Origin of the sequence: Aeromonas sp. S2(2024), from assembly GCF_041402505.1 — a bacterium.
Classification (GTDB): Bacteria; Pseudomonadota; Gammaproteobacteria; order Enterobacterales; family Aeromonadaceae; genus Aeromonas; species Aeromonas media.
The window spans coordinates 89,031-110,533 of the sequence record NZ_JBGLRL010000013.1 but is presented as its reverse complement, the minus strand read 5'-3'; the positions used below and the strand labels follow the sequence as shown (position 1 = coordinate 110,533).

Here is a 21,503-nt window from a genome sequence, read left to right as displayed (position 1 = left end):
TGGTCACTTCACCAGACATTGAAAATCAACAAAATTGTTTGATGTTCGATGCTGTGAGTGCCCACACAGATTGCTTGATTCAAATTGTTAAAGAGCGTCACGCTTATCGCGTTGAGGAGGCGCATCTTACGCTCCTCACTTCGAAAGTCAAGCGGTTGTTTTCGCTTTTCTTTCGGCGCCTGCTTCATTAAGAAGCTAGCTCATCAGTCCGGCGTGTTCCGCCGTGCTGGTAGGGGCGCATTATAGGGAGCCAGATCACGATGACAAGGGATTTTTTGAAGAAAGTCACGGAAACTTCAAATTATCCAGTTAGAAACAGCTTACCCAGTGTATATATACAATGTTATCCACAAGCCAATGATTTCAGCTCTGTTTTATTGGCATTTAACCGGGTCTTCCTTGCTTAAGGAATGCCATACTGAAGCGGATAATGTGTCCCTTGTGGTCCATGGTAGCGTCCTGTCGTAAAGCTGGTTACCATGGAGGTGAATAGAGTGTTGCACCTTTTTTGCTTTCATTTACAAAAGGTCTTTAAAGATGAATTTATCCAAGTTTCCCGTTTATGTGCAGGCGGCCGTTCTCGCTCTGGTCTTGGCGCTGGTCGGTTATCTGGTTGCCCAGGCCCTGCAGTTTTCCCTGAAAGCCGAAGTGATTTTTGCCGTAGGTCTGGCCATTGGCGGTTTCGTGGTACCGCTGTTCCTTAACCGGGCTCCTGCCGCTGCGGCCGAGCAGAATGCCAGCCAAGAAACATGCACCTTATATGTAGGCAACCTGCCCTACCGTGCCAACGAGATTGCCGTGCGCGAGCTCTTTGCCGAGCAGGGTCTGGTGATTTCCGTCCGTCTGATGAAAGACAAGGCCACTGGCAAGCGCAGGGGCTTCGGATTTGTTGAGATGCCGGTCGCCGATGCGGCCAAGGCCATAGCCGCGCTCAATGACAAGGAGTATCAGCAGCGCACCCTCAAGGTACGTGAGGCCAACGACAAGCGGGACAGGGATGAGAGGGACGGCGCCGAGGTCGACGCCTGAAGACTCAGTACAGCACCTCTTCGAGTGATGACAGCCCCCATGCTTGCAAGGGGGCTGTCAGTTTTTGGGCCCGGGCATCCAGCAGGCTGCAATAGGCATGGCCCTGTCCTTCACCGATGAGGGTGGATGGAAGCGCGGCCAGTAGATGGGCCACCCGCCTTGCCACCGCATTGCCCGAATCCACCAGTTGGCACTCCGGCATCAGTTGCCGGATTTCATCCCCCAGCAGCGGGAAATGGGTACAACCCAGTACCAGGGTATCCGGTCTCTCCTCCCCTTCTATCCAGTCAGCCAGCACCTCTCGCAGCAGAGCCATGTTGACCGGCTGTCCCGCCAGCTTGCGCTCGGCCTCGATCACCAGCTCGGTAGCCCCCTTGAGCAACACCCGCTTGCCCGGCGCAAACTGGGTGATGAGTTCATGGGTATATTCGCGGCTGACGGTGCCCGGGGTTGCCAACAAACCGATGCAGTCATTACGGGTCAGGGCGGCGGCAGGCTTGATGGCGGGCACCACACCCACCACAGGAATGCTCAGGGTGGCTCGCAGAGATGGCAGAGCTATGGTGCTGGCCGTGTTGCAGGCGATCACCACCAGATCGATGGCGTGTGCGGCCACCATGTGGCTGACCAAGCCGGTGCAGGCAGAAATCAGCTCTGGTTCGCTCAGCTCGCCATAGGGGAAGTGGGCGTTGTCGAAGCAGTAGAAATAGTTGTGTGCCGGCAGGGTGCGACGGATCTCCCCATAGACGGTCAGACCGCCCATACCGGAGTCGAACACGAGAATATTGGCCACCTGAGCTCCCCCTTGAATGCGAGGCCGCGATCATACTCCCGCCCGGCGCCAATAGAAAAGGCCCTGCCAATGGCAGGGCCCCTGATTTTTCAGATCCAGACAAGGGGATCAGAGTGCGTAGTCAACCGTCACATAGTAGGCACGCTCGTCAGCCGGGTAACCCACCGAGGTCTGGTACTCCTTGTCCAGCAGGTTGCTGATCTTGCCGGAGACCTTCCAGGACGGTGCAACCTGGTAGCCCACCGCCAGGTTCCACACGCTGTAACCGCCCAGCTGGGTGGTATTGGCCGCGTCACCATAACGCTCACCCTGGTAGATCCAGCTCAGGGAGCCATCGAACTGCTGCCACTGCGCCTGGCTCACCCACTTGGCACCCTTGCGGGAGATCAGCTGCAACTGCTTGTCGGTGGCCTTGTCCTTGGGATCCTTGTATTCGGCGGAAACGCGATGGCTCAGCCAGCCGGTCTCGAACTCCCCTTCCAGTTCAACCCCTTCAATCCGCGCCTTGCCGACGTTTTGCGGCGTCCACATGCCCTGGCTGTCCGGTGCCCACTGGATCATCTGCTCGAAGTCGTTGCGATAACCGGTCAAGCGCCACTCCACACCAGCGGTCTGTCCGTCCAGCATCAACTCGTGGCTTTTCGACTCTTCCGGCTTCAGATCAGGATTGCCGGACCCCGGGTAGTAGAGATCGTTGAAGGAGGGGGCACGGAAACCGGTGCCGTAGCGGGCACTGAGGCGATAATCCTCAACGAAGCGCCAGCCAGCGCCGGTTTGCCAGGTGTTGTGACGTCCGAACTGCTCGTTGTCATCGCTGCGACCGCTCAGCTCGGCCTGCCAGACCTGGTTGTCAAACTGGGCCAGGGCATAGAGCCCGGTGTTGTCACGCTCATCGGCGTCACTCGGGAAGGCGACGCCAGAGGAGCGGGAACTATCGTCCAGCATGTCGCGCTGCCAGTCGGCGCCGCCCCCCAGGGTCCAGCTCTCGTCCAGTTTGACGCTGTTGACCCAGTTCAGGGTGTATTGACGGGTATAGAGTCGATCAGCGGACTGATCGCGGCCGCTGGTATCCGGGTAGTCGTAGGCATCCTGTTTGGAGAAGGCGCCGCGCAGTTCGCTCAGGTAGCGCTCGTCATGATAGCGGGAGCCGAGCTGGTAGCTCTGGTTCTCGGTCCAGGTCTCGTTGCGTTGATGAAACGCCGGGCCCCAGGCGGAAGCGGCAGAGGATCTGTCGTACTGGGCAATGTTGCGGAACCAACGGGTCGTACCGAACAGATCCCAGTTGCTGGCCAGCGCCTGCTGATAATCCACCATGGCGTTGTAGCCCCGGTGGCCATGCTTGTCGCCATCGTTCACCCCGACGATGGGATGCACGTTGTAGCCGGTCTCGTCATCGAAACCACCAGCGACCTTGATCTGACCCGCATCACCCACCTGGCTGGCGCTGCTGAAGGCGGCCTGACGCTGCTTGTGGGAGCCCGCACCCAAGTTGAACTTGTGTTGATTGGTCCCCTGATCCGGGCGAGTGATGATATTGATGACCCCACCGATGGCATCGGATCCATAAATGGTGGCGCGCGCACCGCGGATATATTCGATCCGCTCCACCTGGTTGAGGGGCAGGTTGTTGAGCTCGGTCATCCCGGCGGTCAGAGAGGCGCTGCGCACCCCGTCCACCAGCACCAGGGTCTGGGAAGAGGTGCCACCACGTACCCGCAGCGAGCTGAGCTGGCCGCGGCCGCCGTTGCTGACCACTTCCACGCCGGGCAGGGTCTTGACCACGTCGGTCACGGTCTGGGCTTGCAGGCGATCGATCTCGTCACGGGTCACCACGTTGACGGGAGCCAGCACAGTGGAAGCAGACTGGGCGACACGGGTAGCGGTCACCACCATGGTGGGATTGACGGGGATGGTCAGTTGTTGGGCAAAGGCCGCCGTTGGCAACAGGGCAGCCGCCAATAATGTCTTGGACATGAGAGATCCTTAAGTTCGCGTAAGCATCTACTTCGTGGCCGGTTTCTCTCGGCCCGAAATACGAACTTTGGCAGGTCTTCGGGCTTGGGGGCTGATGGCCTACGGCGACGGCTTCCCACCTGACGGCAGTGCCCTGATGTCGCTTCGTTCCCCCTTACCGCTGCGCGCCAGCTCCGGATTCTCACCGGATTCCCTTTTAAGCATGATGCGCCAAAGCGGGGGGATTATAGGCAGAGCCGTCTTGGATGTATAGCCATCTGGATTTCTAATGTCGTTTTTACCCAAAGTCGGTGCCAAGTGGCGCAGATCCTCGCCCCCTCTCGTACCTTGAGGCTCGTTGACCGTCATTCGAGCGGGTCAAACACAAGAAATGTTGAGCCAGATCCCACGGCTTTTTGGTAACATGCGGCAAACGTTTGACATCCGAGGAAGCCGTAATGACGACCCCCCCAATGATCGGCCTGGTAATGGGCTCTGACTCCGATTGGCCCGTGATGCAAGCGGCCGCCCGCATCCTCAAGGAGCACGGCGTGCCCTATGAAGCGCGTGTCGTCTCCGCCCATCGCACCCCGGATCTGCTGTTCGAATATGCCGCCAGTGCCCGCGAACGCGGTCTGCGCGCCATCATCGCCGGGGCTGGCGGGGCCGCCCACCTGCCGGGCATGCTGGCCGCCAAGACCACGGTGCCTGTGCTCGGTGTGCCCATCCCAACCCGTCAGCTCAAGGGGATGGACTCCCTGCTCTCCATAGTGCAGATGCCCAAAGGGGTGCCGGTCGCCACCTTCGCCATCGGCGAGGCGGGTGCCGCCAACGCCGGTCTGTTTGCCGTCTCCCTGCTGTCGGTTGCCCAGGATGGCGACGCCCCTCGTTATCACCAGCAGCTCGACAGCTTCCGCGCCAACGAGCGCGATCGGGTGCTGGCCCTGCAACTGGAGGACCCGGCATGATACTGCCCCCCGCTACCCTCGGCATGCTAGGGGGCGGCCAGCTCGGCCGCTATTTCGTGATGTCGGCCCATCGCCTCGGTTATCAGGTGATAGTGCTGGATCAGGATCCCGCCAGCATCGCCGGCGCTGCGGCCGACGCCCAGATAGTGGCGGCCTATGACGACGCCGAGGCACTGGCCGAGCTGGCTCGTCGTTGTGATGCCGTCACCTGCGAGTTCGAAAACGTGCCGGCCGCCTCCCTGGCCCTGCTGGAGCAGCACCTGCCGGTGCGCCCGGCCGCCAGCGCGGTGCGTGTCTGTCAGGATCGCCGGGAAGAGAAGGCCTTCCTCACCAGGGCCGGGGTGCCGGTCGCCCCGAACCTGACCCTGCTGCCGGGCGAGCCGCTGCCGGCCCTGCCCAGCGACCTCTTCCCCGCCATTCTCAAGACAGCCCGCGAAGGCTACGACGGCAAGGGACAGTGGACAATCCACAATGCGGGCGAATTGCCAGCGGCCCTGGCCGCCAGCGGCGTGCCCTGCGTGCTGGAGAAGCGCCTGCCGCTGGAGGGGGAGTTTGCCCTGACGCTCGCGCGCAGCCCGAGCGGCGCCATCAGCGCCCTGCCCCTGGTGCAGAATTGGCACAGCGGCGGCATCCTGGATCAGACCCGCTCCCCGGCCAAGGTGCCGGCCCTGGAGGCGGAGGCCCAGCGCATCGCCGAGCACATCATCGCTGCCCTCGACTACGTGGGGGTGCTGACGGTGGAGTTCTTCCTGGTCGGCGGCGCGCTGCTGGTCAACGAGATGGCGCCCCGTCCCCACAACTCGGGCCACCCCAGCATCGACAACGCCGGCTGCAGCCAGTTCGAGCTGCAGGTGCGCGCCCTGTGCGATCTGCCCCTGCCGGCACAGGCTGAGGTTCAACCCGCCATCCTGCTCAACCTGCTCGGTGATCTGTGGCAAGACGGTACGCCGGACTGGGCCGGCGCCCTGGCCCTGCCCGGCGTGCACCTGCACCTCTATGGCAAGGGCGACGCCCGCCCCGGACGCAAGATGGGCCATGTCACCGTCACCGGCCGCAACTGGCCGACGGTCGAGGCCACCGCCAGCCAGCTGCGCACCCTGTTGGGACTGCCGCCGCGCTAAGCGTCGCTGGTACCAACGAAAAGACCCGGGCCAAGGCCCGGGTCTTCTTTTTTACCGCAGTGGGGACCAGGTCAGCCCCGATCCGCCGCCACCGCAACGGGGGCCGGCAGCCGTATGGTGAGAGAGAGCACCAGGGCCACCACCAGCAACACCAGAATGAGGTTGAAGGTCGCCATGAAGCCGCCAAACAGGGAAGCCACGATGGAGCCTATGATGCTGCCCAGGCCAAAGCCCAGATAGATGACGCCGTAGTTCTTGGTCAGGTTGTTGAGCCCGAAGAAGTCGCTCACCAGGGAGGGGTAGACGGTGATGGTGCCGCCGAAGCTGAAGGCCACACAGGCCACCGCCACGAAGAACAGGTTGGCATTGAGCGGCACGAACAGCAGCAGAACCATACCCGCCAGGGTAATCAGCTGGGCGATGGTGATGACCCGGATGCGGGACATCTTGTCGGAGAGAATGCCCAGCACCAGACGACCACCCAGGTTGGCCATGGCGATGATGGCGACGGCGTTGGCGGCGACCACGGCAGGCAAACCCACCATCTTCTCGCCGATGTCCTTGGCCACCCCGATGACGTAGAGGCCGCTCATGCAGGCAGTGAGGAACATCAGCGCCAGCATCCAGTACTGCGGCTTGCGCATCGCCTCAGCCAGGGTGAAGTCGCGGCTCTCGGTCTGCTGCAGGGAGGCAGCCTGCTGGGGCGCATCCTTCATCAGCATGCCGCCCACCAGCACCATGGACATGGCAATCAGCCCCCACAGCTGGAAGGTGGTCTCAAGGCCGGAGCTGGAGAGCAGCAGCAGGTTGATGTACTTGAAGCCGAGACTGCCGAGACCATAGGCCCCGATGGAGCAGGCGGAGATCAGCCCTTTGCGCTCCGGGAACCACTTCACGCAGTTGGAGAGGGTCATCAGGTAACCGGTCCCGTCGGCGAAGCCCACCAGAATGCCGGCGCAGAGATAGAGCATGGCCAGATTGCTGGCGTGAGCGGTGAGGAAGAAGCCGATGCCGAGCAGCGCGCCGGCCCCCAGGGTGACATTGCGCACCCCGAACCGCTCCTGCAGCTTGCCTGCCAGGGAGGAGGCCACCGCCAGGGAGAGGCTGAGCAGACCGAAGGCAAACGCCACCTGACTGACCGGCTCGTCCAGCTTGTCGGAGAGCTGGGCGTTGAACAGGCTCCAGGTGTAGACGGAGCCCAGCGCAAACTGGGTGATGATGGTACCGATCAGGGTCAGATACCGGGTGCGATTCATCTCTTTAGTCATGATGCGTCTCGGGGAATGGCCATAAGGAAATTGAGGCCACTATAGGCAAGACGCAGCTCGCGCCGATCGATTAAGGCATGAAATGCAGATCGGCGGGCATGAATGACAATCAGAGGCGCATCAGCTGACGGAACGCCTTGATGTTGCTGCGGCTGACCGGCACCTCGAACGGCAGATCATGGAGCCGGATGAGATAGGTGCTGTTGAACCAGGGCACTATCTCGCGGATCTTGTTGATGTTGACGCAGTAGGAGCGGTGGCAGCGGAAGAAACCCTCCGCCGGCAACCGGCTGACAAACTCGCTGAGGGCCATGGTCATCACATAACGATCGGTGCGGGTATAGACATAGGTGAGCTTCTCGTCCGCTTCCGCATAGTAAATCTGCTCGCAGGGGGTGACGATGATGCGCTCCCCCTTCACCAGATTGACGGTGCGATTGTGCGGCGTGCCCGGCTCGCTCCCCTGCCCCACCTGCGACTTGCCTGCATGTTCGAGCTTTTGCAGCAGATTGATGATGCGCGGCTCGTTGTAGGGCTTGAGGATATAGTCGAACGCCTCCAGCTCGAACGCCTCCACCGCGAACTCCTTGTAGGCGGTGACGAACACGATGTGGGGCGGATGGCTCGACTTGTGCAGGTTCTTGGCCAGCAGCAGGCCATCGATGGAGGGGATCTGGATATCCAGGAACACCACGTCCACCTCGTGATCCTGCAGGTATTTGAAGGCCTCCAGCCCATCCTCGAAGCTCGCCACTATCTCGATCTGGCTGTGCTGGTTCACCAGATAGATCAGCTCCTCCCGAGCCAGATATTCGTCTTCCACTATGATGGCTTTCAGCATGGCATTGCCCCCTGAGGGAGCGCAGGAGAGGCCAGCTCCTCCCGTATCAAACATTCATCTTCGACAATAATGGCTGTCAGCATGACAACACCTCTCGCAGCACATCCTTATCCTCAACCATGATGGCCCTCAACATGGCATCGCCTCCTGATCCGGCAGATAGAAACAGACTTCGGTACCCGGCTCCAGCCGCTTGAGGTGCAGGCCGTCACCGTACAGCAGCTTGACCCGCTGATGCACGTTCATCAGGCCTATGCTGCGGCTCTCCACCCGGCCGGCGGCCACCCCGTCAATCACCGCCTGGCTGATACCGTAGCCGGTGTCCCGCACCGCCACCCGGATACCGCCCGCCAGCTGTTTCACCTCTATAGTGACCCGGCCCGGGGCGCTGCGGGGCTGGATGCCGTGCAGGATGGCGTTTTCCACCAGGGGCTGCAACAGCAGGCTCGGCACCTGAATGTGCACATCGTCCACCTCGAACACCACCTCCAGCTTGTCGCCGAAGCGTGCCTGCTCGATGGCCACGTAGTCACGCACCTGCTGCAGCTCCTCCTGAATATCGATGAGCTCATCCCCTTTGTTGAGGTTGTAGCGCAGGTAGTCCGCCAGATTGGCGATGAGCTGGCGCGCCTGCTGGGGCCGGATGCGGATCAGCGACGAGATGGCGTTGAGGGCATTGAACAGGAAGTGCGGGTTGATCTTGCTCTGCAGGGCGGTGAACTCCGCCTTGCGGGTCATCTCTTTGAGTTGCTCGATGCGCGACACCTCCATCTGGGTGGAGATGAGCTGGGAGAGGCCCACCGCCATCTCCCGCAGCGAGCTGGTGATGCTGTGGGTGCGGCGGTAGTAGATCTTGAGGGTGCCGCTCACCGAGCCGTTTTCCCGCAGCGGAATAATGATGACCGAGTGGAAATCGGAGAGGTGATACTGGCGCAGATCGTTGTTGATGATGATCTGGTCGAGCAGCACCGCCTGCTGAGTCATGCCGCTAATGGCGTGGTGCTCGTCCAGCTCGTAGTAATCCTTGCCGACCCCCACGTAGGCCAGCACGTCACGGGTATCCGTGATGGCCACCGCATCGGCATGGATCTCGCTCCTGATCACGCCGCACACCTGACCGAGGGAGTGGCGATCAACCTTCTGGAAGAAGGGCAGCGTCTGGTTCGCTATGTCCAGCGCCAGCTTGGCCTGCTTGGCGGCAATCAGCTCCTTCTCGTCATCCAGATCCTGCACCAGCTTGATGATGAGGCCGATACAGAGCGCCCCAGCGATCATGGGATAGGCGATGTGGCTGACGATTTCCACCCCCACCTCATGGGGTTCGGTCAGCAGCCAGATCAGCAACATGGTCAGCCCCTCACACAGCATGCCCGCCAATATGCCATAGAGCCAGAGCCGCGACTTGCGGCAGCGCAGGTGCAACCAGGTTGCCAGCAGACCGGCGATGATGCTGGCGATGAGACAAGGGATCGAGGTGTGACCATCCATGTCGATGAGGTAACGGTGCAGGCCTGAGATGACCCCGGCCGGAATGCCGACCCAGGGGCCGAACAGGATGCCGCCCGAGATGATGGCGATGATCCGCACATTGATCAGCGCCCCTTCCACCGGAATGCCGGTATAGGTGCTGAACACCGCAAACAGGCAGAAGATGGAAGCCACCAGCACCAGCTCCGCCGGGGTGTGATCCCGCTTCTGGAACAGTCGCTGGAACGGCCGGGTGCGGGTCAGGAGAAAGAGCGTCATCAGCATCAGCGCCGCCCGCTCAAACACCGCCAACAACATCATCTGATTTTCGAGCATGGGGCCTCCGGCCTATGGCCACGAGGGGCACACTATAGAAGGAATCTGGCCATGGACGGCTGACCCCGATCAAATCAGGGACATGAGACCACAACGGCAGGATTGAAAAGAGAGGGACCCTCTCATCGGGCCCCAGTGTACCGCAGGCAGGTACCAGAGAGGCATCGGGCTGCCATATTCAGCCCGATGGAGAAGGCAAGGACGGCATCAGGACGACAGGGTCGCCAGCCTGGCGGCGAAGCCCATGAAAAACAGGCCGATCAGGCCATTGCCCAACCGGGCAAGCCCCTGTTTACGTCGAAAGAAGCGGGCAACCAGAGTGCCGCCGAAGATCAGCAGGGTGAGATAGACGAAGCTCATGGCTTCCAGCATGCCCGCCAGCACTAGGTAGGAGATCCAGGTGTGGGCATAGCTGAAGTCGATGAACTGCACGAAGAAGGAGACGTAGAAGAGGATCGCCTTGGGGTTGGTGAGGCTCAAGGTGAGTGCCTTGGAGAAATAACGCTCCCCCAGCTCGACCGCAGACTCCTGCCCTTCACGCCGGGCAATGAAGTTGGCATGGAGGATCTTCACCCCCAGATAGAGCAGGTAGATGGCGCCGAGGTAACGCACCAGGGTAAACAGCAGGGGGGTGGTACGAATGAGGGAAGCAATCCCCAGGTAGGCGCAGAAGATGAGGATGGCATCGCCGACAAAGACGCCGAGGGCGGCGCGATAGCCCGGTCCTATGCCCCGTACGGTGGCGGTACGCAGCACATAAATGGAGTTGGGTCCCGGCGCAATGATGATGAAGAAGAGTCCCACCAGATAGGTCCAGACGTTGATGACTCCCAGGCTTTCGAACATGTTCCCTCCATGGCGGGCGATGGGCCGGATAGCGGCAGCAGGCTTTCTATACTAATCCGCCCCGCGCCAAGCACAAGATCTGACCTGCCATCCACACACCTTCAGGATGAACGCCTTGCACACCGATCGATAGCCACCCTGGCGTTCGCCCACTTTGGTTATGTCCAGATACACCGGGATAGGGCATGGTAGAGGGAGTATGAAACCGCAGATACCTCACCCATGGACAAGACCTTGATTACCGACACGCCGATCGCCGCGACACCCTCAGCCGACCCCCTGAACACCACCGCGTATCCGGTGATTGCCGCCATCAGCTTCTCGCACCTGTTGAACGACATGATGCAGTCGGTGCTGCTGGCCATCTATCCGTTGTTGAAGCTGGGGCTCGATCTGTCGTTCACCCAGATAGGGCTCATCACCCTTACCTACCAGTTCACGGGCTCGTTGTTGCAGCCGCTGATCGGCCTCTACACCGACCGCAGACCCATGCCGTATTCGCTGCCCCTCGGCATGGGCTTCACCCTGATCGGCTTGCTCTCCCTGTCACAGGCGGGCAGCTTTGGCGCCGTGCTGCTGTCGGCCATGCTGATCGGCATGGGTTCGTCCGTCTTCCACCCGGAATCCTCCCGGGTCGCCCGCATGGCGGCTGGCAACCAGCCAGGTCTGGCCCAATCCCTGTTCCAGATCGGCGGCAACCTCGGCTCGGCCATAGGCCCGCTGCTCGCCGCGCTCATCATAGTGCCGCAGGGACAAGGCAGCGCCGCCTGGTTCTCGCTGTTCGCCCTGGTGGGTGTCATGGTGCTCTGCCTGGTCGGGCGCTGGTCCAGCCATCACGGGGCCAACTTCCACAAGCGGATGAAGGCCCATGCTGGCAGTGGCCTGAGCCGCCGCCAGGTCGGCTGGTCGCTGGCCATCCTCGGTCTGTTGATGTTCTCCAAGTTCTTCTACATGACCAGCCTGAGCAGCTATTACACCTTCTATCTGATGGACAAGTTCAGCCTGTCGCTGGATAGCGCCCAGTTCCATCTGTTTACGTTCCTGTTTGCCGTCGCGGCTGGCACCGTGCTCGGCGGGCCGGTCGGTGACCGCATCGGCCGCAAACGGGTGATCTGGATCTCCATCCTGGGCGTCGCCCCCTTCACCCTGCTGCTGCCCCACGTCGACCTGTTCTGGACTTCGGTGCTCTCGGTGATCATCGGCCTCGTCCTGGCGTCGGCCTTCTCAGCCATCCTGGTCTACGCCCAGGAGCTGGTGCCCGGCAAGGTCGGCACCATCTCCGGCCTCTTCTTCGGCTTCGCCTTCGGCATGGGGGGCATAGGCGCCGCCCTGCTGGGTCAGCTGGCCGATGCGACCAACATAGAGACCGTGTACCAGCTCTGCGCCTACCTGCCGCTCATCGGCCTGCTGACCGCGTTCTTGCCAACCCTTAGAAAGGGATAGTGGGCCGCCCCGCGAGGGATACCGCCTATAAAAAACGCGGCCTGAGCAGGCCGCGTCTGAAGTTGATGAAGGCAAGGGTAGGTCAGCAGTACTGGCCAGCTACCCAGCCGGAAGACCAGGCCCATTGGAAGTTGTAGCCACCAAGCCAGCCGGTCACGTCCACCACCTCGCCGACGAAGTAGAGACCGGGCACCTTGCGCGCCTCCATGGTCTTGGAGGAGAGCTCGTTGGTATCTACCCCCCCCAGGGTCACCTCGGCGGTGCGATAGCCTTCGGTGCCGTTCGGCAGTATCTGCCAATCCCCCAGCAGGGTGGCCACCGCGTCCAGCTCCCGCTCGTTGTACTGGCGCATCGGCTTGCTGACCAGCTGGCCCAGCTCCACCAGCTTGTCGACGAAGCGCTTGGGCAGCTCGCGCCCCAGCACCGTCTTCAGCTCCTGAGCAGGGTGCGCCTGGGCCCAGGCCTTGAGGGCCGCCGGTATATCCAGCTCGGGCAGCAGGTTGATGTGGATCTTCTCCCCCGCCAGCCAGAAGGAGGAGATCTGCAGGATGGCGGGGCCCGAGAGGCCGCGGTGGGTGAACAGCATGGCCTCCTTGAAGCGGGTGCCATCCTCGGCGGTCACCGCCACCGGCAGGCTGACCCCGGCGAGATCGGCGAAGGCTTCTTTCTGTTCCTGATGCAGGGTGAAGGGCACCAGACCGGCGCGGGTGGGCAGCACTGTGAGGCCGAACTGCTCCGCCAGCTTGAAACCGTAGGGAGTGGCGCCGAGCTTGGGCATGGAGAGGCCGCCGGTGGCTACCACCAGGGAGTGGCAACGGATCTCGCCCTTGCTGGTGTCGAGCAGGAAGCCGTCATCCGTCTTGTTGACGGAGAGGATCTCGGTCTGGCACTGCAGGGTCACCCCGGCCCAGTCACACTCGGTGAGCAGCACCTCGACTATCTCCTTGGCGTTCTCGTCACAGAACAGCTGGCCCAGGGTCTTCTCGTGATAATTCACCCCATGCCTGTCCACCAGATCGATGAAGTCCTGCTGGGTGTAGCGCGCCAGCGCCGACTTGCAGAAGTGCGGATTGCCCGAGAGGAAGGCGTGGGGACCAGCCTGATGGTTGGTGAAGTTGCAGCGACCGCCGCCGCTGATGAGGATCTTGCGCCCCGGTTTCTTGGCGTTGTCCAGCAGCAGCACGGATCGCCCCCGATAACCGGCCTGGGCCGCACACATCAAGCCGGCCGCCCCGGCTCCGATCACCACCACATCCACCTGCTTCATCGTCACTCACCCATTAAAAGAAAAACGGCCCCTGCCAAGGGACCGTCATCGCATCCGGCAGAAACCACAGCGGCGGTTTCATGGCTGCATCAATCGAAAACGGCCCACGAGGGGGGCCGTATTGTACTGGCTGAACACTAAGTGTCCACGACTATCAGGCGTTGCCGTCCATGATGCTGGCAGGGGCGCCCTTGGCCAGCTCGGCCAGCTCCTTGTCGATGAAGTAGAGACCCTTGCCATCCTCGCCCACCAGCGACAGACGATCGACGATGCTCTTGAACAGCTTCTCCTCTTCGTGCTGCTCGGCCACGTACCACTGCAGGAAGTTGAAGGTGGAGTAGTCCTGGGTGGTGAATGCCACATGGGCCAGGCCGTTGATGCACTTGGTGATGTGGAACTCGTGCTCCAGGGTGGTGCGGAAGATGTCCCCCAGCGAGTTGAACTCGTGGGGAGGCGCATCGATGGCACCCAGCAGCGGCATGCCACCGGTTTCGCTCACGTAGGTGAACAGGCGCTCCATGTGCTGGCGCTCCTCGGCGGCGTGCTTGCGCAGGAAGGTAGCGGCCCCTTCGAAGCCCTTGTCCTCGCACCAGGCGCTCATCTGCAGGTAGAGATTGGAGGAATAGAATTCAAGATTAATCTGCTCGTTCAACTTCTCGATCATGGCTTTGGCCAACATGATGATTCTCCACTGTGATTTGGTCACGATTGTCGCCACTGTTGCAGTCTGACGCAACCAGATACGACGGCCAGCACTCGCAGTTGTGACCCGGACGCATCTCATCCTGTCACCCATACGGTTATAGAGAAGCAAAGAAACATGGTGTAGGTAGCGTCAGCCATTATGATGGCGCCAGTGGTCGGGGAAAGGATTCAATGAAATTCATTATGGCACTGGCGCTGCTCTGGATAACCCAGTTGCATGCCACTCCCTCCTTGCTGGAAGAGGCAGAATTGCAGGCGGCGCGCGATCCCGTCGGCTACCTGCAACGCCTCGACGCCAGCCCGCAGCAAAACATGGAGCTGTTCTACGCCAGAGCCCTGGCCCAGGCCGCGCTGGGCCGTTACCAGCAGGCCCTGCTGGACAACGCCCGCGCCCGCGGGCTGGCCAGTGCCCAGCAGGAGCTCCGGCGCCTGCTCGACTTCAGATTGCAGCAGATTGCCCTGACCCTGGATACCGAGGCCCCCGAGCAGGCCCTCCACCTGCTGACCCAGCTCAGGCCGGCCGTCCTGGGCCATGCCCAGCAGGAGTCCGAATGGCATGCCCTCAATGGCCTCGCACTCTACCGTACCCAGCAGCTGAAGGAGGCGATCGCCGAGCTCAAGACCGCCTTCCAGCTCAAGCAGAAAGGGCCAAGAAGCGCCCTCGCCACCCTGCAGCGTGCCCGCCTGCTGATGACCCTTGGCAACCTCTATGCCGATCTCAGCCTCCACCGGGAGGCCGAGAGCTACTATCAGGATGCCCTCGGGCAGATGGTGCGACTGAACGAGCCCAACAGCCAGGTCATCATCCGTGCCAACATGGCGCGGCTCTACATCGACATGGCACGCCCCGATCGGGCGCGCGAGCTGCTCGATGCCCTGCTGGCCACCCCGGGGCTGTCACCGCACTATCGTGCCATCGTGCTCGGCTATCAGGCCATGGTGTTCAATGCACAGCGAGACTGGCACTCGGCCTGGCAGAGTCTGGAAGAGGCGCAGGCCATTTATGAGGGGCTGGGTTACCCTCAGGCGGCCTCCCGGCTGACCGAGATCCGTGCCAGAACGCTGCAGGGACGGGGGGAGACCCAGCTGGCCTTGCAACTGCTGACGACCCAGCCAGGCCCGGTCAGCATAGAGGGCAAGGCGATGCAGGCCAGACTGCTGGCCGATCTGGGGCGCTACTCCGAGGCCTACGGGGTCATGACCCGCTACATGCAGCACTACAAACAGCACTTCAACCAGACCCTGAGCCAGCATGCCGCCGCCTTCCAGGTCGAGATGGACCTGGCCCGCAGCGAGGCCAGCAACCTCGCCTTGCAGCAGGAGAACGAGAACAAGCGCCAGCAACTGTTGTATCAACAGAGCGCCCGTTACTACCAGATGATGCTGGTCATCCTGCTGATCGGTGCCCTGATCCTGCTCGGACTCACCACCCACAGGCTGCACCGCAGCTCGCGCCACCTCTACAAGCTCGCCACCTTCGATCAGCTGACCGGGCTGCCGAATCGGCGCGCCCTGCTGGAGCGGCTGGAACAGCAGTGGCAGCTGGATGCGCCGCTGACCCTGCTCATCATCGACATCGACCATTTCAAGCAGATCAACGACCGCCACGGCCACCAGACCGGCGATCAGGCCATCCGGCAACTGGCCCGGGAACTGAAGAACTGGGCGCCGGATCTGCAACAGGTCGGGCGCTGGGGAGGAGAGGAGTTTCTGGTGGCCATGGCGCAGGATGGCATCACCTGCTGGCGGCTGGCCGAGCAGTTGAGAAACCGGATCGCCTACCTGGCCGCCCCTCACATGACCATCAGCATTGGGGTGGCAGAGCGATCACCGGACGACGACAGCCTCAGCCAGCTGATCCACAGGGCCGACATGGCCATGTACCAGGCCAAGCGTCAGGGACGCAACCAGACCATACTGGCACCGACCTCCAACCAGCCCGTCAGCAACGTCGCCTGAGGCCGGGGCGGGAAGCCATCGTGACTGCTTGATGATCGTGCATCAGACAACAGATGCCAGGGGCGCAACCAGACCATGCTGGCGCCAGGCCCCAACCAACCCGCCGAACTCACCTGCCATGTTGCCTGAGGCAGGTAACGGACTCAGGGCAGCAGCTCGGTCATGGAGGCGACATCCACCGGTGCCCCATAGTCGACGCCCGGCAGCTCGAAGCCGTTGAGCTGCATGAAGTCCTGGCGCAGCCCGGCGAAGTCCCCCAGGGCATGGAAGTTGTCCGGCGTCACCTTGGGCCAGAGCGCCGAGACGGCGGCCTGAATGGCCGGGTCGAGCTCATGGTCATCCATCCGGATCAGCCGGTTGCCGTCGGCCACCACCCCATTGGGCCCGTACATCTTGGTGGCGAACAGCCGCTGCATCTGCTCGATGCAGCCCTCGTGCACGCCCCGCTCCTTCATCACCCCCATCAGCAGGCCGAGGTAGACAGGCAGCACAGGAATATAGGCGCTCGCCTTGGTCACCAACGCCTTGCAGACCGACACCCAGGCGTGACCACCAATCTCCGCCAGCTGCAGGTTGATGGTCTCGGCGGTGGCGTGCAGATGCTCCTTGGCGTAGCCAATGGTGCCATCCCGATAGAGGGGATAGGTGGATTCCGGGCCTATGTAGGAGTAGGCCACCGTCTGGGCGCCGGGTGCGAGGCAATCCGCCTGCTGCAACGCCTGCAGCCAGAGCTGCCAGTCTTCGCCCCCCATCACTGTGACGGTGTCGCGGATCTCCCCCGGAGTGGCAGGCGCCAGGAATTGCTGCACCAGGGCGTCCTGTTCCAGATCCAGCCCCCAGCCGCTGAAGGGCTGGCCCGTGGTCTTGAGCACCGAGCGTACCTGCCGGCCATCCGGCAGCACCCGGATGCCACTGGCCAGGGAGTAGATCACCAGATCCACCTGCCCCAGCTGCTGGCGGATGCAGTCGATGGCCTGCTGACGCATGGCATCGGAGAAAGCATCGCCGATCAGGTTGATGGCAATGCGCCCCTCCTGCTCCGCCGCCTGTCGAAACCAGATGTTGTTGTACCAGCCCGCGCTGCCGAGCCCCTTGTCGGAGGGCCCGCGTTCGAACGAGATGCCCAGAGTATCTGCGCCGGCGCCGAAGGTCAGCGCGATGCGCGACGCCAACCCGAAGCCGGAGGAGACACCCAACACCAGCACCCGCCTGGGCCCGTTGAAGGAGCCCGCCGCCTTGACGCTGGCGATCTGCTGCTGCACGGCGGCACGGCAACCGATGGGGTGGCAGTTGCGGGCGACGCAGCCCTGGATCTGGGGATGAATGATCATGAATGAATCTCCAAGGAATCGATGGAATACGAGGAGCGGCGGCCGCTAGCACATCGATCATCGCCAGCGTCTCCACGGGAATTGGCTAGAGCATAACCAAGAAGCCGGTGATTACCTTGATGTCGGGCGGCATATGGGCAAGAAAAGGGGGCATAAAAACAAGAGGGAGCACAAGGCTCCCCAAAGCGTTATTCAGATGCTTTTTGTTGTGTTGTGTTCATTGCGAAGCACGGGCACATCCTATTCTTCTCCCTGGATCGGGGCAATAGGCCGGTTGTGATCGGCTTCAAACTCCTGTTCAAAATATGTGCGACTCTGTCCCCGAGATGGCAACCGGGGCGTACGGGTTTTCCATGCAAATCCCGAAACTGTGGTGACATCGCCGTTTTAGTTTCAGCGGACATTGGTATAGTGAATCCAGGATCAGTGAGGAGAACTCCCATGAGTGGAACCTATTACAAGCACATACTGGCCGCGATCGACCTGTCGGAAGACAACCGCAAGGTGATCGACAAGGCGGTCGACCGGGCCCGTTCCAATGGCGCCAAGCTGTCGGTGATCCATGTGGACGTGGACCTCAAGGATCTCTACACCGAGATGATCGATATCGACATCGACAACGTGCAGGATCAGGTGATCGCCGAAGCGAAAGAGAAGCTCGAGACCTTCCTGGCCTCGGTGGACTACCCCATCGAGAAGAAGCTGGTGATCTGCGGCGATCTGAGCGAGCGAGTCAACCAGGCAGTCAAGGATTACCAGATAGACCTGCTGGTGTGCGGCCATCGCCAGAGTTTCTGGAGCCTGCTCACCTCCAGCGCCCGCCAGCTGATGAATACCGTGCCCTGCGATCTGCTGGTGGTGCCCTTGCAGAAGTGATTAAACAGGCGTAGCTTTTTTATCCATGAACATCACAGCTTTCAATCACAACAACTGGTTGTGCTGCTTATAAACAGGCGGCACCGCTTTTCTATGTGAAATTCCCAGAAGAAAACACCGTGACCGCCGAGAGGCGGTCATTGTTTTCATCCCTTTGTCGCCTCCCGGCCCACCCCAATCGGAGAGAGTGACATGCACGACCCCGTTATCCTGACCGGCGATCGCCCCACCGGTAAACTGCACATAGGCCACTACGTCGGATCCCTGCGCCAGCGCGTCGAGGCCCAGCACCATTACCGCCAGTTCGTGATGATCGCCGATCTGCAGGCGCTGACCGACAACGGCCACAACCCGGCCAAGGTGACAGATCACGTGCTGGAGGTGATGGCCGACTACCTGGCCGCCGGCCTGGATCCGGCCAAGACCACCTTCTGCCTGCAGAGCGCCCTGCCCGCCCTCGCCGAGCTCACCACCTATTACCTCAACCTGGTCAGCGTCGCCCGGCTGGAGCGCAACCCCACCGTCAAGGCGGAGATCCAGCAGAAAGGGTTCGAGCGCAGCCTGCCGGCCGGTTTTCTGGTCTATCCCGTCAGCCAGGCCGCCGACATCACCGCCTTTCGCGCCACCCATGTGCCGGTCGGCGAGGATCAGCTGCCCATGCTGGAGCAGACCAACGAGATAGTGCGCCGCTTCAACGCCCTGGTAGGAAAAGAGGTGCTGACCGAATGCCAGCCCATCCTGAGCGACACCGGCCGCCTGCCCGGCATCGACGGCAAGGCCAAGATGTCCAAGTCCCTCGGCAACACCATAGAGCTCGGCATGTCGAGCGATGAGGTGAAACAGGCGGTGTTTGCCATGTATACCGACCCCAACCACCTCAAGGTGAGCGATCCGGGCCAGGTCGAAGGGAATACTGTGTTCGCCTATCTGGATGCCTTCCACCCGGACAAGGCGCTGGTAGCCGAGATGAAGGCCCACTACCAGCGCGGCGGGCTCGGCGACATGCGCTGCAAGCAGGTGCTGAACGACTGCCTGCAGACCCTGCTCGCCCCCATGCGGGAGCGGCGTCAGGCGGCCATCGCCGACAAGGAGCAGCTGCTGCGCCTGTTGCAGCAGGGCACCTTGCAAGCCCGCGCCCTCACCGACGAGGTGCTGGCAGAGGTCAAAAGCGCCATGGGGCTGGACTACTTCGCCGGGTTGCGCTGAGTCGGCGCCCCCAGTGCGTCTGCACCGTAACGCTCGAAGGCGAGCCGGTGCAGCAGCCCCTTGAACCAGCCGATCGCCTCGTCGTGGGCGCTGAGCGGGTGGCCCGCCATCAGATAGACGATGGGAATGGCGGGCTCCAGCTGATGCAGCCGCAGCGGGTAGTAGCGGCAGAAGTGGCGCCCGATCATCTCGGGCACCACCACCAGATAGCGGCCGGTCGCCATCAGCTGCGGCACCGCCATAAAGCTCGGTAATCGGACACCCAATTCGCGCTCGACCCCGAAGCGGGCCAGCCAGAGATCCACCATGGCCTGGCTGTGCCCCCAGCTGGAGGTGTGGATGTGGGGGCGGCTCACCAACTCGTCCGGCCCCAGCTCATCGGGCAGCGCGCTGCCAAGCGGTGACAGGCAGACCAGGGGATTGCTGAACCACTCCTCGCGCCACAAGCGAGGGGAGAGATGGTTGGCGCCCGCAAAACCGATCACCAGATCCAGCTCCCCCTTCTCCAGCTCCCGCTCGTAGTCGCTGTCCGCCAGCTCGCACACCTCCAGCCGGCAATGGGGCGCCTGCTGCACCATGCGCTCCACCAGGGTCGGCACCAGACCGTGCTCCACCGAGCCCGGGGTGGCGATGCGAAACACCCGCTGGGCGCTGGCGGGATCGAATCCCTTGGCCTGGCGCAAGCCCTGCTCCAGCATGGCCAGCGCCTGGCGTACCGGTCCGGCCAGCGCCTTGGCCCGCTCGGTCGGCATCATCTCGCGCCGGCTCATGACAAACAGGGGGTCATCCAGCGCTGTACGCAACCGCCCCAGCGCATGGCTGACGGTGGACTGGGAGAGGTGCAGCCGCTCGGCGGCACGGGTGACGTTGCGCTCCTGCATCAGCATGTCGAACACATTGAGCAGGTTGAGGTCGAGGCGGGAAAGGGGGATTTCCATCGATATTGGCCATAGTTGAATGACGACAATTCATTTTTGGCATAGTAGCAGATTGCATAGAATGCGCGGGCGAATTACACGGAGATTAAAATGCGTAGCTATCTGTTGTTGCTGGCGATTGGCCTGTTGTGGGGCTCCCAGTTCATTTTCATGCATCAAGCCGTCACCGAACTGCCCCCCATCATGGTGGCGGCCGGTCGTGCCCTGTGCGGCAGCCTGACCCTGGGTCTGCTTTGCCTGTTCATGCGCCTCAAGAGCGAGCACACCCCCTGGCGCACCTATATGTTGATCGCCCTGCTCGATGCCACCATCCCCTTCATCATGGTGGCCTGGGGTCAGCAGTATGTGGACAGCGCCATCGCCGCCGTGGTCATGGGTTGTATCCCCTTTGTGACCATTCTGGCTGCACCCCTGTTTATTTCTGGTGAAAGAATCACCAAGGGCGGTCTTCTCTCAGTGGCCATCGGCTTCGTCGGCGTGCTGGTGCTGTTCTGGCCGAAACTGGCCAACGGCATGAACGCCGGTCTGCTCGGTGCCATGGCCATACTGTTTGGCGCCAGCTGCTTCGCCATCGGCCTGCTGATGATCAAGCGCTTCGCCAAGGACCACCCCGTGGTGGTGGCCCGCAACATACTGATCTCCTCGGCCATCCAGCTGCTGCTGGCCGCGCCCTTCGTCACCGATCTGAGCGCGCTCACCCTGCCAAGCCAGCAGGCCATCGGCGCCGTGACCGTGCTCGGGGTGTTCTGTACTGGTCTGGTCTACTTCCTCTACATGGCGCTGATCCAGAAGGCGGGCCCGACGTTCGCCTCCTTCAGCAACTACCTGGTGCCGCTGTTCGGCGTCATGCTGGGCGCCTTGTTCCTCGGCGAACAGGTGCATTCCACCACGGCCGTGGCACTGGCGCTGATCCTGGGATCGGTCGCCCTGAACCAGTGGGCCCAGCAGCGCCGTACTCGTCGGGAGGCCAGCCTATGTCAGGCATCCTGACCACCCTGTGCGGCGGTCTGGTGCTGATAGCTGGCTGGCAGTATCGCCACCGGCTGGCCGGACTGCTCGGCCTGCTGATGCTGACCCTGCCCTGGTTCTTCGACAGCAAGCTGCAGGCCATGCTGAGCTATGCCCTGAATGCCTGAATGCCATCTCTAATGTGTGA

At 61.9% G+C, this 21,503-nt stretch carries 20 protein-coding genes and 1 riboswitch; of the genes, 10 read left to right on the top strand and 10 right to left on the bottom strand.

Translation table 11 applies throughout. The features are described 5' to 3' along the window. On the top strand, nucleotides 1–191 hold a 191-nt coding region (locus tag ACB039_RS14325), incomplete at its 5' end, for a hypothetical protein (RefSeq protein ID WP_371165914.1). Between the two features lie 346 nt (nucleotides 192–537). Next, complete coding sequence (locus ACB039_RS14320) at nucleotides 538–1,029, top strand: RNA-binding protein (protein WP_005326417.1); 492 nt, start codon at nucleotides 538–540, stop codon at nucleotides 1,027–1,029. 4 nt (nucleotides 1,030–1,033) lie between these two features. Here the strand turns inward: ACB039_RS14320 and murI are convergent, their stop codons facing one another. After that, nucleotides 1,034–1,822, bottom strand: a complete 789-nt coding sequence (murI, locus tag ACB039_RS14315; protein WP_005326416.1) for a glutamate racemase — start codon at nucleotides 1,820–1,822, stop codon at nucleotides 1,034–1,036. Between the two features lie 108 nt (nucleotides 1,823–1,930). After that, the gene (locus ACB039_RS14310; RefSeq protein WP_139751274.1) at nucleotides 1,931–3,796 is read right to left on the bottom strand and encodes a TonB-dependent receptor domain-containing protein; all 1,866 of its coding nucleotides are present in this window, start codon (nucleotides 3,794–3,796) and stop codon (nucleotides 1,931–1,933) included. 51 nt (nucleotides 3,797–3,847) lie between these two features. Further along, nucleotides 3,848–4,026: riboswitch (cobalamin riboswitch) on the bottom strand. Between the two features lie 207 nt (nucleotides 4,027–4,233). Between ACB039_RS14310 and purE the strand changes: the two genes are divergently transcribed. After that, nucleotides 4,234–4,743, top strand: a complete 510-nt coding sequence (gene purE, locus ACB039_RS14305) for a 5-(carboxyamino)imidazole ribonucleotide mutase (RefSeq protein ID WP_025325239.1) — start codon at nucleotides 4,234–4,236, stop codon at nucleotides 4,741–4,743. Beyond that, a complete protein-coding gene (locus tag ACB039_RS14300; RefSeq protein WP_371165913.1) occupies nucleotides 4,740–5,864 on the top strand; it encodes a 5-(carboxyamino)imidazole ribonucleotide synthase in 1,125 nt (374 codons plus the stop codon). The genes purE and ACB039_RS14300 overlap by 4 nt, the downstream gene beginning before the upstream one ends. A 71-nt stretch (nucleotides 5,865–5,935) precedes the next feature. Here ACB039_RS14300 and ACB039_RS14295 read toward each other — a convergent pair whose 3' ends face one another. The 4 genes from ACB039_RS14295 to leuE all read right to left on the bottom strand — a co-directional run bounded on the left by ACB039_RS14295 (nucleotide 5,936) and on the right by leuE (nucleotide 10,622). Next, nucleotides 5,936–7,132 carry an MFS transporter gene (locus tag ACB039_RS14295; protein WP_371165912.1) on the bottom strand — a complete coding sequence of 399 codons (1,197 nt, stop codon included), beginning with the start codon at nucleotides 7,130–7,132 and terminating at the stop codon, nucleotides 5,936–5,938. A 109-nt stretch (nucleotides 7,133–7,241) separates the two neighbouring features. Then, on the bottom strand, nucleotides 7,242–7,973 hold the full coding sequence (locus tag ACB039_RS14290) for a LytTR family DNA-binding domain-containing protein (protein ID WP_005326410.1): 732 nt from the start codon (nucleotides 7,971–7,973) through the stop codon (nucleotides 7,242–7,244). A 129-nt stretch (nucleotides 7,974–8,102) separates the two neighbouring features. Then, nucleotides 8,103–9,776, bottom strand: a complete 1,674-nt coding sequence (locus ACB039_RS14285; protein ID WP_371165911.1) for a LytS/YhcK type 5TM receptor domain-containing protein — start codon at nucleotides 9,774–9,776, stop codon at nucleotides 8,103–8,105. Between the two features lie 207 nt (nucleotides 9,777–9,983). Beyond that, nucleotides 9,984–10,622 (bottom strand): leucine efflux protein LeuE, encoded by a 639-nt coding sequence (gene leuE / locus ACB039_RS14280; protein WP_005326407.1) that lies wholly within the window; start codon nucleotides 10,620–10,622, stop codon nucleotides 9,984–9,986. 222 nt (nucleotides 10,623–10,844) lie between these two features. On the opposite strand from leuE, the gene ACB039_RS14275 reads away from it, so the two are divergent. Then, nucleotides 10,845–12,065 carry an MFS transporter gene (locus ACB039_RS14275; RefSeq protein ID WP_005326405.1) on the top strand — a complete coding sequence of 407 codons (1,221 nt, stop codon included), beginning with the start codon at nucleotides 10,845–10,847 and terminating at the stop codon, nucleotides 12,063–12,065. A gap of 82 nt (nucleotides 12,066–12,147) precedes the next feature. On the opposite strand, the gene ACB039_RS14270 is transcribed toward ACB039_RS14275, so the two are convergent. Together ACB039_RS14270 and ftnA are read right to left on the bottom strand one after the other, a co-directional pair. Beyond that, nucleotides 12,148–13,332 carry an NAD(P)/FAD-dependent oxidoreductase gene (locus ACB039_RS14270; RefSeq protein ID WP_041206615.1) on the bottom strand — a complete coding sequence of 395 codons (1,185 nt, stop codon included), beginning with the start codon at nucleotides 13,330–13,332 and terminating at the stop codon, nucleotides 12,148–12,150. 154 nt (nucleotides 13,333–13,486) lie between these two features. Next, the gene (gene ftnA, locus ACB039_RS14265; protein WP_005326403.1) at nucleotides 13,487–14,011 is read right to left on the bottom strand and encodes a non-heme ferritin; all 525 of its coding nucleotides are present in this window, start codon (nucleotides 14,009–14,011) and stop codon (nucleotides 13,487–13,489) included. A 209-nt stretch (nucleotides 14,012–14,220) separates the two neighbouring features. Between ftnA and ACB039_RS14260 the strand changes: the two genes are divergently transcribed. Then, a complete protein-coding gene (locus ACB039_RS14260) occupies nucleotides 14,221–15,996 on the top strand; it encodes a diguanylate cyclase domain-containing protein (protein ID WP_041207114.1) in 1,776 nt (591 codons plus the stop codon). Between the two features lie 143 nt (nucleotides 15,997–16,139). Here the strand turns inward: ACB039_RS14260 and fabV are convergent, their stop codons facing one another. Then, complete coding sequence (fabV, locus tag ACB039_RS14255) at nucleotides 16,140–17,327, bottom strand: enoyl-ACP reductase FabV (RefSeq protein WP_371165910.1); 1,188 nt, start codon at nucleotides 17,325–17,327, stop codon at nucleotides 16,140–16,142. A gap of 441 nt (nucleotides 17,328–17,768) precedes the next feature. On the opposite strand from fabV, the gene ACB039_RS14250 reads away from it, so the two are divergent. Both ACB039_RS14250 and trpS read left to right on the top strand, forming a co-directional pair. After that, nucleotides 17,769–18,203 carry a universal stress protein gene (locus tag ACB039_RS14250; RefSeq protein WP_005326399.1) on the top strand — a complete coding sequence of 145 codons (435 nt, stop codon included), beginning with the start codon at nucleotides 17,769–17,771 and terminating at the stop codon, nucleotides 18,201–18,203. 192 nt (nucleotides 18,204–18,395) lie between these two features. Then, complete coding sequence (gene trpS, locus ACB039_RS14245) at nucleotides 18,396–19,409, top strand: tryptophan--tRNA ligase (protein WP_371165909.1); 1,014 nt, start codon at nucleotides 18,396–18,398, stop codon at nucleotides 19,407–19,409. On the opposite strand, the gene ACB039_RS14240 is transcribed toward trpS, so the two are convergent. Beyond that, on the bottom strand, nucleotides 19,388–20,347 hold the full coding sequence (locus tag ACB039_RS14240) for a LysR substrate-binding domain-containing protein (RefSeq protein WP_371165908.1): 960 nt from the start codon (nucleotides 20,345–20,347) through the stop codon (nucleotides 19,388–19,390). The two genes, trpS and ACB039_RS14240, sit on opposite strands and share 22 nt — an antisense overlap. A gap of 90 nt (nucleotides 20,348–20,437) precedes the next feature. Between ACB039_RS14240 and ACB039_RS14235 the strand changes: the two genes are divergently transcribed. Then, nucleotides 20,438–21,337 (top strand): DMT family transporter, encoded by a 900-nt coding sequence (locus tag ACB039_RS14235; protein ID WP_171272920.1) that lies wholly within the window; start codon nucleotides 20,438–20,440, stop codon nucleotides 21,335–21,337. Next, a complete protein-coding gene (locus ACB039_RS14230) occupies nucleotides 21,322–21,483 on the top strand; it encodes a hypothetical protein (RefSeq protein ID WP_005326376.1) in 162 nt (53 codons plus the stop codon). Before ACB039_RS14235 ends, ACB039_RS14230 begins: the two co-directional genes overlap by 16 nt. The last annotated feature ends 20 nt before the right edge of the window (nucleotides 21,484–21,503 follow it).

What these genes read in the sequence shown, in the direction of transcription:
- ACB039_RS14320 (WP_005326417.1), top strand. Translation starts at nt 538, where the DNA reads ATGAATTTATCCAAGTTTCCCGTTTATGTGCAGGCGGCCGTTCTCGCT.
- ACB039_RS14310 (WP_139751274.1), bottom strand. Translation starts at nt 3,796, where the DNA reads ATGTCCAAGACATTATTGGCGGCTGCCCTGTTGCCAACGGCGGCCTTT.
- purE (WP_025325239.1), top strand. Translation starts at nt 4,234, where the DNA reads ATGACGACCCCCCCAATGATCGGCCTGGTAATGGGCTCTGACTCCGAT.
- ACB039_RS14300 (WP_371165913.1), top strand. Translation starts at nt 4,740, where the DNA reads ATGATACTGCCCCCCGCTACCCTCGGCATGCTAGGGGGCGGCCAGCTC.
- ACB039_RS14295 (WP_371165912.1), bottom strand. Translation starts at nt 7,132, where the DNA reads ATGACTAAAGAGATGAATCGCACCCGGTATCTGACCCTGATCGGTACC.
- ACB039_RS14290 (WP_005326410.1), bottom strand. Translation starts at nt 7,973, where the DNA reads ATGCTGAAAGCCATCATAGTGGAAGACGAATATCTGGCTCGGGAGGAG.
- ACB039_RS14285 (WP_371165911.1), bottom strand. Translation starts at nt 9,776, where the DNA reads ATGCTCGAAAATCAGATGATGTTGTTGGCGGTGTTTGAGCGGGCGGCG.
- leuE (WP_005326407.1), bottom strand. Translation starts at nt 10,622, where the DNA reads ATGTTCGAAAGCCTGGGAGTCATCAACGTCTGGACCTATCTGGTGGGA.
- ACB039_RS14275 (WP_005326405.1), top strand. Translation starts at nt 10,845, where the DNA reads ATGGACAAGACCTTGATTACCGACACGCCGATCGCCGCGACACCCTCA.
- ACB039_RS14270 (WP_041206615.1), bottom strand. Translation starts at nt 13,332, where the DNA reads ATGAAGCAGGTGGATGTGGTGGTGATCGGAGCCGGGGCGGCCGGCTTG.
- ftnA (WP_005326403.1), bottom strand. Translation starts at nt 14,011, where the DNA reads ATGTTGGCCAAAGCCATGATCGAGAAGTTGAACGAGCAGATTAATCTT.
- ACB039_RS14260 (WP_041207114.1), top strand. Translation starts at nt 14,221, where the DNA reads ATGGCACTGGCGCTGCTCTGGATAACCCAGTTGCATGCCACTCCCTCC.
- fabV (WP_371165910.1), bottom strand. Translation starts at nt 17,327, where the DNA reads ATGATCATTCATCCCCAGATCCAGGGCTGCGTCGCCCGCAACTGCCAC.
- ACB039_RS14250 (WP_005326399.1), top strand. Translation starts at nt 17,769, where the DNA reads ATGAGTGGAACCTATTACAAGCACATACTGGCCGCGATCGACCTGTCG.
- trpS (WP_371165909.1), top strand. Translation starts at nt 18,396, where the DNA reads ATGCACGACCCCGTTATCCTGACCGGCGATCGCCCCACCGGTAAACTG.
- ACB039_RS14240 (WP_371165908.1), bottom strand. Translation starts at nt 20,347, where the DNA reads ATGGAAATCCCCCTTTCCCGCCTCGACCTCAACCTGCTCAATGTGTTC.
- ACB039_RS14235 (WP_171272920.1), top strand. Translation starts at nt 20,438, where the DNA reads ATGCGTAGCTATCTGTTGTTGCTGGCGATTGGCCTGTTGTGGGGCTCC.
- ACB039_RS14230 (WP_005326376.1), top strand. Translation starts at nt 21,322, where the DNA reads ATGTCAGGCATCCTGACCACCCTGTGCGGCGGTCTGGTGCTGATAGCT.